General features: G+C 67.5%; 11 protein-coding genes and 3 tRNA genes. 12 read left to right on the top strand and 2 right to left on the bottom strand.

Annotated elements, in window-relative coordinates; translation table 11 throughout:
* Positions 1-2: 2 nt before the first annotated feature.
* From F8M74_RS28640 to F8M74_RS28675, 8 genes are all read left to right on the top strand, one after another.
* Positions 3-2,897: an IPT/TIG domain-containing protein gene (locus tag F8M74_RS28640; RefSeq protein ID WP_228560448.1), complete on the top strand. Its 2,895-nt coding sequence runs from the start codon at positions 3-5 to the stop codon at positions 2,895-2,897.
* A 146-nt stretch (positions 2,898-3,043) separates the two neighbouring features.
* Positions 3,044-3,115, top strand: a tRNA-Val gene (locus F8M74_RS28645).
* Between the two features lie 15 nt (positions 3,116-3,130).
* A tRNA-Asp gene (locus F8M74_RS28650) sits at positions 3,131-3,207 on the top strand.
* 91 nt (positions 3,208-3,298) lie between these two features.
* Positions 3,299-3,375, top strand: a tRNA-Asp gene (locus F8M74_RS28655).
* Positions 3,376-3,620: 245 nt separating this feature from the next.
* Positions 3,621-3,779 carry a LysR family transcriptional regulator gene (locus F8M74_RS38155; RefSeq protein ID WP_239004969.1) on the top strand — a complete coding sequence of 53 codons (159 nt, stop codon included), beginning with the start codon at positions 3,621-3,623 and terminating at the stop codon, positions 3,777-3,779.
* 399 nt (positions 3,780-4,178) lie between these two features.
* Complete coding sequence (locus F8M74_RS28665) at positions 4,179-6,524, top strand: hypothetical protein (protein WP_141255703.1); 2,346 nt, start codon at positions 4,179-4,181, stop codon at positions 6,522-6,524.
* A gap of 144 nt (positions 6,525-6,668) precedes the next feature.
* The gene (locus F8M74_RS28670; RefSeq protein WP_141255704.1) at positions 6,669-7,121 is read left to right on the top strand and encodes a GNAT family N-acetyltransferase; all 453 of its coding nucleotides are present in this window, start codon (positions 6,669-6,671) and stop codon (positions 7,119-7,121) included.
* Positions 7,122-7,299: 178 nt separating this feature from the next.
* A complete protein-coding gene (locus F8M74_RS28675) occupies positions 7,300-8,385 on the top strand; it encodes an MBL fold metallo-hydrolase (RefSeq protein WP_163884601.1) in 1,086 nt (361 codons plus the stop codon).
* Positions 8,386-8,389: 4 nt separating this feature from the next.
* On the opposite strand, the gene F8M74_RS28680 is transcribed toward F8M74_RS28675, so the two are convergent.
* Together F8M74_RS28680 and F8M74_RS28685 are read right to left on the bottom strand one after the other, a co-directional pair.
* Positions 8,390-8,533, bottom strand: coding sequence for a hypothetical protein (locus F8M74_RS28680; RefSeq protein ID WP_153881047.1), 144 nt, complete (start codon positions 8,531-8,533; stop codon positions 8,390-8,392).
* Between the two features lie 143 nt (positions 8,534-8,676).
* The gene (locus F8M74_RS28685) at positions 8,677-8,850 is read right to left on the bottom strand and encodes a hypothetical protein (RefSeq protein WP_153881048.1); all 174 of its coding nucleotides are present in this window, start codon (positions 8,848-8,850) and stop codon (positions 8,677-8,679) included.
* 206 nt (positions 8,851-9,056) lie between these two features.
* Here F8M74_RS28685 and F8M74_RS28690 point away from each other — a divergent pair, with 206 nt between their 5' ends.
* From F8M74_RS28690 to F8M74_RS38160, 4 genes are all read left to right on the top strand, one after another.
* On the top strand, positions 9,057-10,190 hold the full coding sequence (locus tag F8M74_RS28690) for an SDR family oxidoreductase (protein WP_141255705.1): 1,134 nt from the start codon (positions 9,057-9,059) through the stop codon (positions 10,188-10,190).
* A 420-nt stretch (positions 10,191-10,610) separates the two neighbouring features.
* Entirely contained in the window at positions 10,611-10,814 is a 204-nt protein-coding gene (locus F8M74_RS28700; RefSeq protein WP_141255706.1) for a DUF2917 domain-containing protein, read from the top strand.
* A gap of 296 nt (positions 10,815-11,110) precedes the next feature.
* Positions 11,111-12,448, top strand: a complete 1,338-nt coding sequence (locus F8M74_RS28705; RefSeq protein ID WP_228560452.1) for a cytochrome B6 — start codon at positions 11,111-11,113, stop codon at positions 12,446-12,448.
* Positions 12,449-12,696: 248 nt separating this feature from the next.
* The gene (locus F8M74_RS38160) at positions 12,697-12,846 is read left to right on the top strand and encodes a hypothetical protein (protein WP_228560454.1); all 150 of its coding nucleotides are present in this window, start codon (positions 12,697-12,699) and stop codon (positions 12,844-12,846) included.
* Positions 12,847-13,020: the final 174 nt, after the last annotated feature.

A 13,020-nucleotide genomic window follows, 5' to 3' on the forward strand; every position in this document is an offset into this window, starting at 1 on the left:
CGATGTCGTCTCGCTGTCTCCGTGCCCTCGTCCTCGTCCTGCCTCTGCTGGTCGTCGCTTGTGATGGCGACTCAGACGGAGGACCTACTCCCAGCGACAACGCGCCCGTCGTGCGGGAGATCCAGCCCTCGGGCGGCCCCGTCTCGGGCCACACCCTCATCAACGTCTACGGCTCCGGTTTCAAGGAAGGCGCGAAGCTCTACTTCGGCGAGCAGGAGGCCCTGCGGGTGGTGGTGGTCAACACCCACCGCATCTACGGCTACACCCCCAGCGCCATCTCCGGCGTGGTGAACGTGCGCGTGGTGAACCCCGACAGCGCCCACGGCACCCTGGTGGGCGGCTTCACCTTCGAAGGCGCGCCGCCGGCGAACATCGACATGGCCGAGGTGCTCAGCGGCAACGTGGACGCGGTCAGCAACGGCCAGCCGGTGGCTACCACCGTGCGCGGCGCCGTCACCGTGGCCGGCATCACCCGTGGCACTGGCCAGGGCGGCGGCACCCGCGCGCAGGTGGGCTTCGCCCCGGCGGACGCGGAGCTGCTCAACCCGGACAGCTACACCTGGGAAGAGGCCACCTACGAGGGTGACTCGGGCAGCCGCGAGGCGGACATCTACCAGGGCACCGTGCTGCTCCAGCCGGCCATTGGAGGTAAGCGCCGCGAGTGGGTCGTCACCATGCGCTTCTCCATCGACAACGGCGCCACGTGGGTGATGGCGGACGGCGATGGTAGCGCCAACGGCGTGTCGGAGGACATGCTGCGCCGGGTGTTCATCTCCCGTCCGCGCGTGGACTACTGCAAACTGGGCCCGGACAACAACCGCGGGCCGCTCAACGTCTTCTACCGACCGGGCGACACCGCGCTCATCAAGGTGGCCGGCCAGGTGTACGCGGCGGGCGTCACCCAGGGCGGTGGCGCGGGCTCGGGCCTGGTGGCGCAGCTCGGCTACGGCCCGGCGGATTCGGACCCGAGCAGCGACAGCGGCTGGACGTGGATCAACGCCACGTACAAGACGGACCACGGAAACAACGACGAGTGGGAAGCCGCCCTGCCCAACCCGGGCACCGTGGGAACCTGGCGCATCGCCTACCGCTTCAGCATCAGTGAGAACACGTGGCGCTTCTGCGACGTGGACGGCGTCAACGACAGCGACGAGGGCGAGCTGACCTTCAGCCTGACCAAGCTGGGCACGCTCACCGTGGGCGACGAGGCGCCGAAGCCGGCGGTGACATGGTGCAAGATTGGCCTCGACCAGACGCCGCCGGAGGTCATCAACTACACGACGACGCAGACGTCGGGCCTGAAGACGGTGTACGCCCAGGTCAACCTGCCGGGCGTGACGGACCGCGAAGGCGCAGGGCCGGGCCTGGCGGGCCAGCTCGGCTGGGGTCCCGTGGGTGAGGACCCGCGCACCTCGTCGCGGTGGAACTGGTCGGCCCAGCTGACCTTCGACCAGGACAACTTCGAGGTGAACGACCAGTGGAAGGGCACGCTGCCCAACCCGGCCATCAACGGCGAGTACCGCTACGCGGTGCGCTTCAACCACGACGGCGGCCCCATCCGCGTGTGCGACGGCAACGGAGTGAACGACAGCGGTCAGGACTTCGAGATGGACCAGCTCGGCACGCTCAACGTGACGGGCCAGCCCGTCATCCCGCGCGTCATCGGTTACTGCAAGCTGGGACCGGATGGGAGCAACACGCCGCAGTCGCTGGCGTACACCACCGGGGACGCGGCCAGCCACGTCATCATCGCGTCCGTCAACGTGGCGGGCCTCACCGACACCACCACGGGCGAAGTCGCGGACATCGTGGGCCAACTCGGCTGGGGACCCGCCGGTGAGGCTCCGGCCACGTCCGACGAGTGGGACTGGACCACGACGGCCCAGTTCAAGGACGACTTCTGGGACAACGACGAGTACGAGGCCACGCTGCCCAACCCGGGCGTGGTGGGCAGCTACCGGTTCGCCTACCGCTTCCAGGTGAACGGCGGCGAGTTCCTCTACTGCGACGCGGACGGAAACAGCAGCGGCCCGGACGGATTCGCTGAGGCGCTGACGGGCAGCCTTGCGGTGAGCGCGAAGGACCCGGACCCCGAGCCGACGGACAGCTACTGCCGCCTGGAGAGCGTGAGCGGCATGACTGTGGGCAGCGGCGACATCGTCACCGTGGTGGGCCGGGTGCACATCCCGGGCGTCACCGCGGGCGAGGGCCCGGGCGCCAACGTCCAGGTGCAGGTGGGAGTGGGCGCCGCGGACGCCAACGCGTCCACCCAGGCGGACGCGTTCACCTGGAAGGCCGCGGAGTACACCGGTGAGGCGGATGGCGAGGCGGACACGGATGAGTTCTCCACCACCGTGACGCCGGCCTACACCGGCGACCGCGCCGTCAGCCTCCGCTACACCACGAACGGCACCACGTGGACGTACTGCGACAAGGACGGCAGCAACGTGGGTGGGTACACGCTGGGCCAGCAACACGCCCTCACGGTGAGCAACCACACGGGGATTGGCTACTGCAACCTCCAGTGGCCCTTCGAGATTGCCGTGGGCGCCGAGGGTGACCCGCGAATCGTCTACGGACAGCTACACGTGGACGGTGTCACGCCCGGCAGCGGCCAGGGTGCTGGCGTCGTCGCTGAGCTCGGCTACGGCCCCGCAAGCAGCGACCCGGGCATCTCGGGTTGGACGTGGGAGCCAGCCACGTACCACAGTGACGCGGGCAACAACGACCAGTACTCCGTAAGCCTGCCGGAGGGAGTGTCGGCCGGGACATCCTACGCGTACCGCTACTCGCTCAATGGCGGGCCGTTCTGCTACGGCGACCGGAACGACCGGGGCGGCAGCGGTAACACCGGTAACGGATTCCAGGGTGGGGACCTCGGCACGGTCATCCCGTAGCCACATCGCCATTCCACTGGTCGCCCGGCTGCCCACCAGGGCCCGGGCGGCCTTGCGGAATGATCGGATCCGCAGAAGCGTATGCTTGACAGTGTCGGATGAGGCCGATAAAAGCCCGCCTCACCGAAGCGCGGCGGACGCCTGACGGGCGGATAGCTCAGCGGTAGAGCGGCGCCCTTACAAGGCGATGGTCACAGGTTCAATCCCTGTTCCGCCCACAGTTGTACCGATGTGGGGAGTTAGTTCAGTTGGTTAGAACGCCGGCCTGTCACGCCGGAGGCCACGGGTTCAAGTCCCGTACTCCTCGCCAAATTAGAAGGGCCCGGAATCGCAAGGTTCCGGGCCCTTCGCTTTTTAGTGAGAGGCTCGGTTTTTAGCCTTGCCGCTCGCAGTTCCCATCTGGGGAGTTAGTTCAGTTGGTTAGAACGCCGGCCTGTCACGCCGGAGGCCACGGGTTCAAGTCCCGTACTCCTCGCCATTGAGAGCCCAGCAATCCTCCGGGGTTGCTGGGCTTTTCTTTTTCCTCCGTCCCCCTATGTGCCCTCAGTGTGCCCCTCCGGCGCCGTTGGCCGGAGCGGCGAGGCGCTCGCTGCACCAGACCTACACGTGCCGTGGGCAACTTCCTCGCCGCTGCCTCAAGCCCCGCGCTCACCTCCTCCGCACCTGCTTGAGGGAGCATTCTTGACGGTCGCTAGCGAGGGCGGATTCCACAGCGCTGCTCGCGTGGCGGGCAGCAGCGCTTCGCGCCTGGGAGACGCTGTCCGTCGGCTGGAAGCCCGGCTCGGCGTTCGGTTGCTCCATCGAACCACGTGCAGCGTGACGATCACCGACGCAGGAGCTCGGCTGCCCGAGCGGCTCGCACCCGCGCTCAGCGAGGAGTGACCCTCAGCGTCGATCCAAAGGGACCGCTGATTGTCGGCCTTCGCACGACCACCGACCTCGCAGTGGATGCCGCCGTGGCTGGCTCCGGGCTCATCTACGACTTCGAGGATTGGCTTCGTCCCTTCATCAGCCGGGGCGAACTTGCCCCCCTTTACGCCCCGGCTGATTGAGGCGGGCACCAGGGAGCGCCGAGCAGATTGAGCACTGCCTGGGGTCGGGCGCGCGGCGCGCAGCCCGTTCAGCACGTCGAAGAGGACGTTGTGCGTTGAGCGCTTCATGTGCGCCTGTCGGCCCCCCTCTCCGACAACTTCGGGCGCGTGGGGTCCATCCTGTCCGATGCGTGGCGCGGGGCGGACACTATGCCGGGCGCTCCCCCTTCGCTGTAGTAGGTTGGCGTGAATGGTACGCACTTCAGGGCTGGTATTGATCGGGTTCTTCCTCCTCGCCTCCGCCGCGTCCGCTGAGGCTGGCGCCGCGAAGTCCATCGAGGAGGCATCGAAGCGAGTGGAGCGTGCTCGCGCCGACCTCGCGACGGCCGTGCAGCGGATCGAAGTGGAGCCGCCGCGCAACGCCGACCTCGACACCGCCCTCGCGGCGGTGGAGGCGCTGAAGGCCGCGCTCGATGCCGGAGCGAGCTTCGAGACGGAGGACCTCGAGTACGCGAAGCTGGTCCTGACGGCGCGCAAGCAGCTCCGGACGCAGCGGGAGTACGTCGACGAGCGCCGGGCCAAGGTCCACATCCACGAGTACCGCCGACGCATCGACGGCGCGCTCGCGCCCCTGAACGAGCGAATGGCGAAGCTCGGCCAGGGCGCCCCGGGCTCCAAGGCGATGGACGAGGCCCGCGCCGCCGTGGACGCGCTCGAGAAGCTGGCGGCGGAGGGCCGGCCCCTCAAGAGCCAGGATCCGAAGTTCTCCATGTACCTCACCGAGGTCGAGGCGACCCTCGCCCGTCACCGGAAGATGCTCGACGAGCGGTGGCTTCAGTTGTCGGCGCAGAAGCAGCGGGGCCTTCTGGACGAGAGCCGCAAGACCCTGGCGAGCTCGCTCGCCGAGGTGGGCAAGGCCTGGTCGGACGAGAAGTTCGCGGCCACCGACAAGGCGGTGGCCGCGCTGCAGAAGCAGCTCGAGGAGGGCAGGCCGCTCGAGGCTCAGGACAAGGCCTATCGCGCGGAGGCGGAGAAGGCCCGCGCCGAGGTCACCCAGGCCAGGCGTCGGATGGATGAGCTCGTGGTTCAGGCGGGGGTCTCTCGGGTCAAGGTGGAACTGGAGCCCGCCCATGAAGAGCTCCGTGCGGCCGCCAAGGCGCTCCGGGTGAAGCGGCCCGCGCCCGAGCAGCTCTCCGAGGCCAAGACCGCGGCGTTCGTCGTCCGGAAGCTGGTGGACAAGTACGAGCCGCAGGCGGCGAGGAGCCAGGCCATTGGCCAGTACCTCGCCGAGGTGAAGAACACGCTCGTCGAGGTGGAGGTGGCGCTCCAGGTACGCACCCTCGACGCGGCGCGCGTCGAGGTCGTCCAGGCGCTGCGGAACGTCGAGAAGCGCTCCGTGACCGCCGAGCAATTCGAGGAGGCGAAGACGGCGATGGTCGTCCTGGAGAAGACGCTCGAGACGGTCCACGTGAAGAACCCCGCCATCAGCCCGGCCGCCGCCGACGCGCGTCAACTGCTCAAGGACGGGCGGGCGACGATGGAGCGGCGCCGGTACGAGGTCGACCTGCAGCAGCAGCGCGCGAAGGTGGACGAGGCCCGGAAGAACGCGGTGGCGCTGGTCACCCAGGTCCAGAAGGAGACGCCCTCGGAGGCGCAACTCCAGGCAGCGGAGAACGCGGTCAAGCAGATTGGCGTGGTGCTGGAGGCCGGTGCCTCCCTCGTCAAGAAGGACCGTGACTACGCCCTGTACGCCAAGGAGTCGAAGGAGCGCATGGCGGAGCTGAGCGACCGCATCACCCGGCGGAAGATTGTCCTGGCCGCGGCGGATGCCCGGGTCCAGCTCTCGTCCCGGCTGGCCACCACGAAGGAGAAGCTTGAGGTCGCCAAGGCCATCTCGGCGACCGACGCCGAGGTCGAGACCGCCTCGAAGAGCGTGGACGAGGTCATGCAGATGTTCGAGGCGCACGCGGCGCTGGAGCGGCAGGACGCGAGCTACGCGGCGTCCGCCGAGCGGTCGCGCGCCGACTGGCTGAAGATGGTCGAGGCGCTCGAGTTCGCGAAGCAGGCGAGGACGCTGCGCCGTCTGACCGGTGAGGCGCTGGACGTCGCGGGCAAGGCGGCGGCATCCGCCGCGTCCTCAGCGGACCTGCGCAAGCGCAGGACTTTGTACGCGAGCGCGGCGGAGAAGCTCAAGGCCTGCCAGGATGAGGGAGCCCGGATGGTGAAGGAGAACGCCAGCCTCGCGGCGATCGACGTGCTCGTGGACGGGGTCCCCACCGGGCCCCAGGACGTGATGGTCCAGTGTGCCCAGAAGGCCGAGGCCCTGCAGGCGCCCCTGAAGCGGGTCGACGTGGAGCTCCGGTTCCAGGAGGGCCAGCGGAAGGCCTACGACGCGGCGAAGGCCCACCTCTCCAAGGGGCGCAAGAGCGAGGCGCTCGCGCAGCTCAACGATTGCATCGCGGAGGGGCGCATCCTCGAGAACCGGTACCCCGACTTCAAGGAGCAGAAGTTCGACATCGGCGGCACCAGCATGAGCATGTTGGAGCTGGTCCAGGTCTGCGCGAAGGAGCGCAAGGCGCTGCAGCCTTCCCCTTGAGCCTTCCTGCTTCGCCCCGAAGTCCGTCGCGTCCCAGAGGCTTGGGGCGCCGGGGCGGGCGGAGCGGTGGGCCCGAACCTCGAGGTCGCGCGGTCCCCTTGGGAGGGACACCGCGCGGCGCAGACTGGACGGAGCTTTTTCAGGATGATCCTCCGCAACGTCACGGATGAAGACCTTCCCATCTTCTTCGAACTCCAGCGCGACCCAGAAGCGCAGCGCATGGCCGCATTTGCATCGCGGGAACGCGATGCGTTCATGACCCACTGGCGCACCAACGTTCTCCGCGCAGAGAACGTCACCCGCACCATCGTCATGGGCGGTGTGGTCGTTGGGCACATCGGCAGTTGGGAACAGGATGCCATGCGCCTCGTCGGCTACTGGATGGGTCGCGAGCATTGGGGCAAAGGCATCGCCACTCGGGCCCTCTCCGAGTTTCTCGTGCTCGAGCCCACCCGGCCACTTCATGCGTGGGTCGCTCTCAACAACCTCGCGTCGATTCGCGTCCTCGAGAAGTGTGGCTTCCGCGCCCTGCGCAACGAGAACCCGCATCACCCGGATGGCGTTGCCGAAGCCCTGATGAGGCTGGGTTCGACGTAGTGCGTGTGGCTCGGGCTTCGATGACCTCCGGCCCAGATTCCGGCGCTTCGTCATGCTCGCCAAGAGGGCGGCACTGACGGTTGGCTGGACCTTTCGTTCAGCTCAGTCATCGAATCTTGGGCAGGTGCAGGGGTGGGCGACCAACCGAACATGGAGCTGCAATAGAGAGGGACGGAGCATGCAGGTACTCGGAAGCAAGGCGCAGGGAGCCCGGCTCGAACGCATGAAGGCGTCACCGCGCTTCAAGGACGGGATGTTCCACAACACATCCCTGGTGACTCAGGGGCTGAAGAAGGGCACCGCTGTCTCGACGATGAAGGAGTTCATCTGTGGCGGCCAGCGGCGGGTGCCGACTGGCGTGCTGCCCATCGTCAATCCGCTCGAGCAGTGGCTGCTCCCGGTGCAGGGCGGGCTCCGCGCGACGTGGCTCGGTCATTCCACCGTCCTGCTTGAGATCGATGGGAAGCGCGTGTTGACTGACCCGGTATGGGGAGAGCGCATCTCCCCGCTTCCCTTCACGGGGCCGAAGCGGTTTCACCCCGCGCCGGTGACAATCGGTCAGCTTCCTCCGCTCCACGCGGTCGTCATCTCGCACGACCACTACGACCACCTCGACTACCCGACCATCCTTCAACTCATCCCGCTCGGGGTTCCGTTCGTCACCTCACTCGGGGTGGGTGCGCATCTGGAGGCGTGGGGCGTGCCACCCGAGCGCATCACCGAGCTCGACTGGTGGGAGTCCGCGGAGGTCGGTGGCCTTACCTTCACCGCCGCGCCATCACAGCACTTCTCGGGTCGCAGCGTGGCCGATAGGAACCGGACGGCGTGGTCGTCGATTGTGGTGCGCGGTCCGCATCACGCCGTCTTCTTCAGCGGCGACACGGGCCTGACCCAGGAGTACGTCGAGATCCGGCAGAGGCTGGGACCGTTCGACCTCATCATGCTCGAGGTCGGCGCGTGGGACCCGGCGTGGGGAGATATTCACCTCGGACCGGAGAATGCGTTGCAAGCGCACGACCTGTTGGGCGGTGGCGCCTTCTTGCCGGTCCATTGGGGCACGTTCAATCTCGCAATCCATTCCTGGGACGAACCTGCGGAGACGCTCGTGAAGCTCGCCCCAACGAATGCGCCGCTGGTCATGCCTCGGCTTGGGCAGCCGATCGAGCCGCGCCAGGTGCAGTCGATCGACCCATGGTGGCGCGAGGTCGATCAAACCGAGACGGAACCGGCGCCGGTGGAGGCGGTGACGGAACCCTCCGACTGACGAATCAGCGCGAAGCGCGCGACAGCACACCGACGTTCCAGGCAATCCCATACCCACCGGCGAAATGCTTCGCATAGCGGTAGGTGATGAAGGAGTCGTCCAGGCCGCCGCCCGTCAAGAGCAGGCAAGCGAGGAAGAAGATCGCCATCAACGCCACACCTGGGAGCACGGTACCGGCCCAGGCGAGGCGGTGCTCCGAGGCGGTGCGCTTCGGCTGAGCCCGCGATGACAGGCGAGCTCGCCGACCCGGCGCGAAACAAAGCGATGGGCACATGGCCGCCCTCCCCTGCCCTACTCCTTCGCGGACACCGCCACCTGGCGCTCGGCGCCGGAGAACGGCAACCGGTACGCCCGCGAGGACACGACGCGCAGTTGCCACTCCGCTGCGCGCGCCGCCGCCTTGATGAACGCGACCTTCTTCCCCACCGTGTCCACCAACGTGACGCCCAGCGACTGGCACCCCAATCACCCGTGAAGGCGCGCGCGAGTGCCGTGCCTACTCGTAGCGCGGGTCGTCGAACACGCTGCGCGTGGACTGCCGCACGACCATGCAGCCGCCCCCGGGGGGCGGCCGTTCGGGTTCCCGGCCGCTCCGGGACCCATGTCGCATCGCACATGCATCCCGTTTTGGATGTGCTAAGAATTCCGGCCAACTCGCCAGGGATCATTGGATGACCACCACCCGTCGTGACCTGATCAAGTTCGGTGCGCTCGCCGCTGCCTCCGCCGCCCTGCCGGGATGGTCAAAGCCGTCCAAGCCCATCAAACGCGCGGCGAAACCGCTGAACATCCTGATCCTCGGCGGCACCGGTTTCACCGGACCGTTCCAGGTCAACTACGCACTCGCGCGCGGGCACAAGGTGACGCTGTTCAACCGCGGCAAGCGCCCGTCACCGGAATGGCCGAGCGCGGTCGAGCAGCTGTTCGGAAACCGCAATACCGGCGACCTCAAGTCGCTGCAAGGTCGCAAGTGGGATGTGTGCATCGACAACCCCACCAGCCTGCCGTTCTGGGTGCGCGATGCCGGCAAGGTGCTCAAGGGCAACGTCGGGCATTACCTCTTCATCTCGACGATTTCCGTCTATGCCGACGGCAGCAAGCAGGGCATCACCGAGGACGCGCCGCTGGCGGTGTATGCAGGCAAGGACGCGATGGCCGAAACGCAGGACTCACTGAAAGCGGACATCGAGCACCTGTACGGTCCGCTCAAGGCGTTGAGCGAGGCCGAAGCGCACAAGCAGTTCGGCAAGCGCGTCACCATCGTCCGGCCTGGCTACATCGTCGGCCCGCGCGACGAAACCGATCGCTTCACTTACTGGCCGCACCGCGTGGCGCAGGGCGGCGAGATGCTCGTGCCCGGCGATGGCTCCGACCCGGTGCAGATCATCGACGGCCGCGACCTGGGCGAGTGGATGATCCGCCTTGCTGAAACGGGCACGCTTGGCACGTTCAATGCTGTTGGCCCGGCGAAACTGCTGAGCACCACGGCCATGCTGAAAGGCTGCGAGCGGGTCACCGGCAAGAAGCCGACGTACACGCATGTGTCGCCGGAATTCCTTGAGGAAAAGAAGGTCGAGCTGCCGATCTGGGTGTCGTCAAAGAGCGGGCCCTATGCGGGCTACGGGGCGGTCAGCAATGCCCGGGCGATGGCGGCCGGGCTCACTTACCGCCCCTTCGACACCACGGTGACCGATCTGCTTGCGTGGTTCCGCAGCCAGCCGGCCGAGCGCCAGGCGACGCTGCGTGCCGGCATCACGCGGGAGCAGGAAGCGGCGCTGCTGAAGGAGTGGCACGCCAAGCTCTGAAGCACGGGGTGGTGGCGCATGCGCATAAGAGGGATGGGCCCCCCCCTGTTGAAGGGGAGAGAGGGTGAGAGGCGCCGAGGAGGGCCACTGACGGGGCCGCCTGAGTGATGCTCCCGGCCGGTGGACAGGCCGCTTGAGCCCCCTTGGGGTACACGCCTGCCCAGACCGCGCTCCCTTCAGGTGCGTAGCAGGGGCCTGGACCTCTTGGCGCCTCTTGAGGCTCAACACCACGCGGCCTGGGGGGCCCTCGTGCCGGGGCCAACCTCGCACATCCCGTGGGCAAGCCCAGGTGCTCCAGAATTGCCCGCACCCCGGGGGCCCATTCACGTACGCAAAGCCCCTCAAGCCTGCCTCCACTCCTCACGCAGGCGTACACCTCGAAGTCGAACGTCCTCCTGAGCAACTCTGCGAAAGTCCACTATGTTGGAGGGCCTGCTGTGGCTCGCCTGCGAAGGGGACGTGAAGGACCACGTGCTGCGACAGGGCGACACCCTGCACCTGACGCGCGCCGGACACGTGGTGGTCCAGGCACTGAGCGCCTCTCGCTTCTGCCTGGCACGACGTGCCTCCGTGCGCGCGCTGTGCACACCGCCGGCCCAGGAACACGAGGCCCCTGTCCGGTAGGGAGGACGAGGACACACCCCCGAACGCCCCCGATGCAGTGAGCGGAGACGGAGACCGCCGCCGCTTCGCGAGCGTGCGGCCCCCGGCTGCGCAGGCGTGGACCAGCGCCAACGTATGAACTGGCCAACGGTTCGCCCCCGGTTCGGACAAACCCCCGCCGCAATTGAATACCTTGCCTGAACAGCAGGGCACCATTCCGGGTGAAGTCAGACCCAAGGAGGACTTGAATGAAGCCGCAGGGGGGAATCCCACACATCGCTGTCGCAGTCATGGGCCTTTTCATGATGGACACAGGCATGTCCCACGCCCAGGAAGTGCAGCGGCGGGGCAGCACCAGCTACATGCCCGTGGCCCAGACGGAGCCCTTCGCTGACGTCATGGCGCGGATGAAGGCGGAGAAGCCCCAAATCACCGCGCGCCACCAGCAGCTCCTCCAACACCGCTATGACCTGGGAAACCGTCCGGCCCGGGGCGTCACCATGTCCCGGGGGAAAGCCGTCCAGGAAGGCGTGCGGGTGAAGCTCCCGCAGGGCGTGACCTGGGAGTCCCTCGCCGCCATGAGCCCGGAGGCGATTCGAGACAGGGGGCTCTTCCCCGCGGGCTTCATGCCATTGCCCCACCCGAATCATCCGGAAGGCGGCATGGTCTTCCCCAAGTTCCACATCGATGAAATCAAGCGGCAGGAAGGGAGGGACCTCACACGGTTCGACCTCGACTTCGACCTGCCGGACCACCTGCTGCCGGAGTTCCCGCCGCCCATCTTCCTCACCACGCGCCCGGACCTGGGGGATGTCTCGCAGGGGAAGCTGGTGACCATCATGAACGTCCAGGAGCTGTTCAACGGCCTCCTGAATCCGAAGCAACTGGAAGGCCTCCGGCTGCTCGTCACGCCCTTTCCCCAGCAGCAGTTCAATCAGACCGCCGACCGCCGCTCCGAGCTGCCCAGCCGGGGCGTGAGCTGCTTCGACTGTCACGTCAACGGCCACTCCAATGGCGCCACGCACCTGGTGGGCGACATCCGGCCCCAGGAGTTCCGCCACCGCATCGATACGCCGACGCTCCGCGGGGTGAACATCCAGCGCCTGTTCGGCTCACAGCGGGCCCTGAAGACCGTGGAGGACTTCACCGAGTTCGAGCAGCGCGCGGCGTACTTCGATGGCGACCCGGTCATCGCGACGAAGAAAGGGGTCAACATCCTCGAGCGGGGCAGCCAGGTACACTTCATGGCGGAGGTCCAGGCCCTCCTCGACTTCCCGCCGGCCCCCAAGCTCCGCTTCGACGGGAAACTGGACCCGAAGAAGGCCACCCAGCAGGAGCTGCGCGGACAGACGCTCTTCTTCGGCAAGGCGCAGTGCGCCGTGTGCCACCTCCCGCCGTATTACACCGACAACCTGATGCACAACCTGCAGGCGGAGCGCTTCTATAAGCCCCGGCTGGTGAACGGCGCGGTGATGGGCTCCGATGGCCCCATCAAGACGTTCCCCCTTCGAGGCATCAAGGACTCTCCGCCCTATCTCCATGATGGGCGGCTCATGACGCTGGAGGACACGGTGGAGTTCTTCAACCTCGTGCTGGAGACCCGGCTCAACGCGCAGGAGAAGAAGGACCTGGTCGCGTTCATGCGCACGCTCTGACGCGCGAGCGGCCAGCCTGCCTCGGGCGCACGATCGGCCCCCTCCCGCCGAGCCACACGTGGCTGGGCGGGAGGGCGCCGCGAGACTCCGCCGATCCAGCACGAATCCCCGCTCTCCCATTCGTCAGGGGCGCGGCACATCCTTGAAGCCCACCGCACGCTCCCGAGGAGAGGTCGTGGCTCACGAACACCACGCCCACCCCGTGTCTGGCTTTGGCGCGGACCGCGCCCCCCCACGATGACGCCCAGATGTCCATCAGCCTCGCTGGCAGCGACGCCCTCTACGAGCTGGGCGTCAGCGCGCTCACCGCCCAGCTCGACGGACAGGACACGGCGTCACTGCTTCACGTGGGCTCCCCCAAGCAGGCAGGGAGCCCGCACGATAGGCCTATGAAATGACGAGGGTGAGAAGGTGGGTGCGGTAGGTGTCGTCGTGACCAGCCTGCCGCACGCGCCTGGGCAGGCTGGCCTTGAACGAGGTGTCAGCCTTCAGGACGGCAAGGGCTGCACGGCGTACCACGGCGAGGTTCTGAACGCATGAGAGGGATGGGGGCCCTGTTGAGGGGGAGGGAG

Source organism: Myxococcus sp. CA023 (assembly GCF_010998615.1).
GTDB lineage: Bacteria > Myxococcota > Myxococcia > Myxococcales > Myxococcaceae > Myxococcus.

Bases quoted from the DNA above. Each gene is read 5' to 3' on its own strand.
- F8M74_RS28640 (WP_228560448.1), top strand. From the start codon at position 3: ATGTCGTCTCGCTGTCTCCGTGCCCTCGTCCTCGTCCTGCCTCTGCTG.
- F8M74_RS28665 (WP_141255703.1), top strand. From the start codon at position 4,179: ATGGTACGCACTTCAGGGCTGGTATTGATCGGGTTCTTCCTCCTCGCC.
- F8M74_RS28670 (WP_141255704.1), top strand. From the start codon at position 6,669: ATGATCCTCCGCAACGTCACGGATGAAGACCTTCCCATCTTCTTCGAA.
- F8M74_RS28675 (WP_163884601.1), top strand. From the start codon at position 7,300: ATGCAGGTACTCGGAAGCAAGGCGCAGGGAGCCCGGCTCGAACGCATG.
- F8M74_RS28680 (WP_153881047.1), bottom strand. From the start codon at position 8,533: ATGGCGATCTTCTTCCTCGCTTGCCTGCTCTTGACGGGCGGCGGCCTG.
- F8M74_RS28690 (WP_141255705.1), top strand. From the start codon at position 9,057: ATGACCACCACCCGTCGTGACCTGATCAAGTTCGGTGCGCTCGCCGCT.
- F8M74_RS28700 (WP_141255706.1), top strand. From the start codon at position 10,611: ATGTTGGAGGGCCTGCTGTGGCTCGCCTGCGAAGGGGACGTGAAGGAC.
- F8M74_RS28705 (WP_228560452.1), top strand. From the start codon at position 11,111: ATGTCCCACGCCCAGGAAGTGCAGCGGCGGGGCAGCACCAGCTACATG.
- F8M74_RS38160 (WP_228560454.1), top strand. From the start codon at position 12,697: ATGTCCATCAGCCTCGCTGGCAGCGACGCCCTCTACGAGCTGGGCGTC.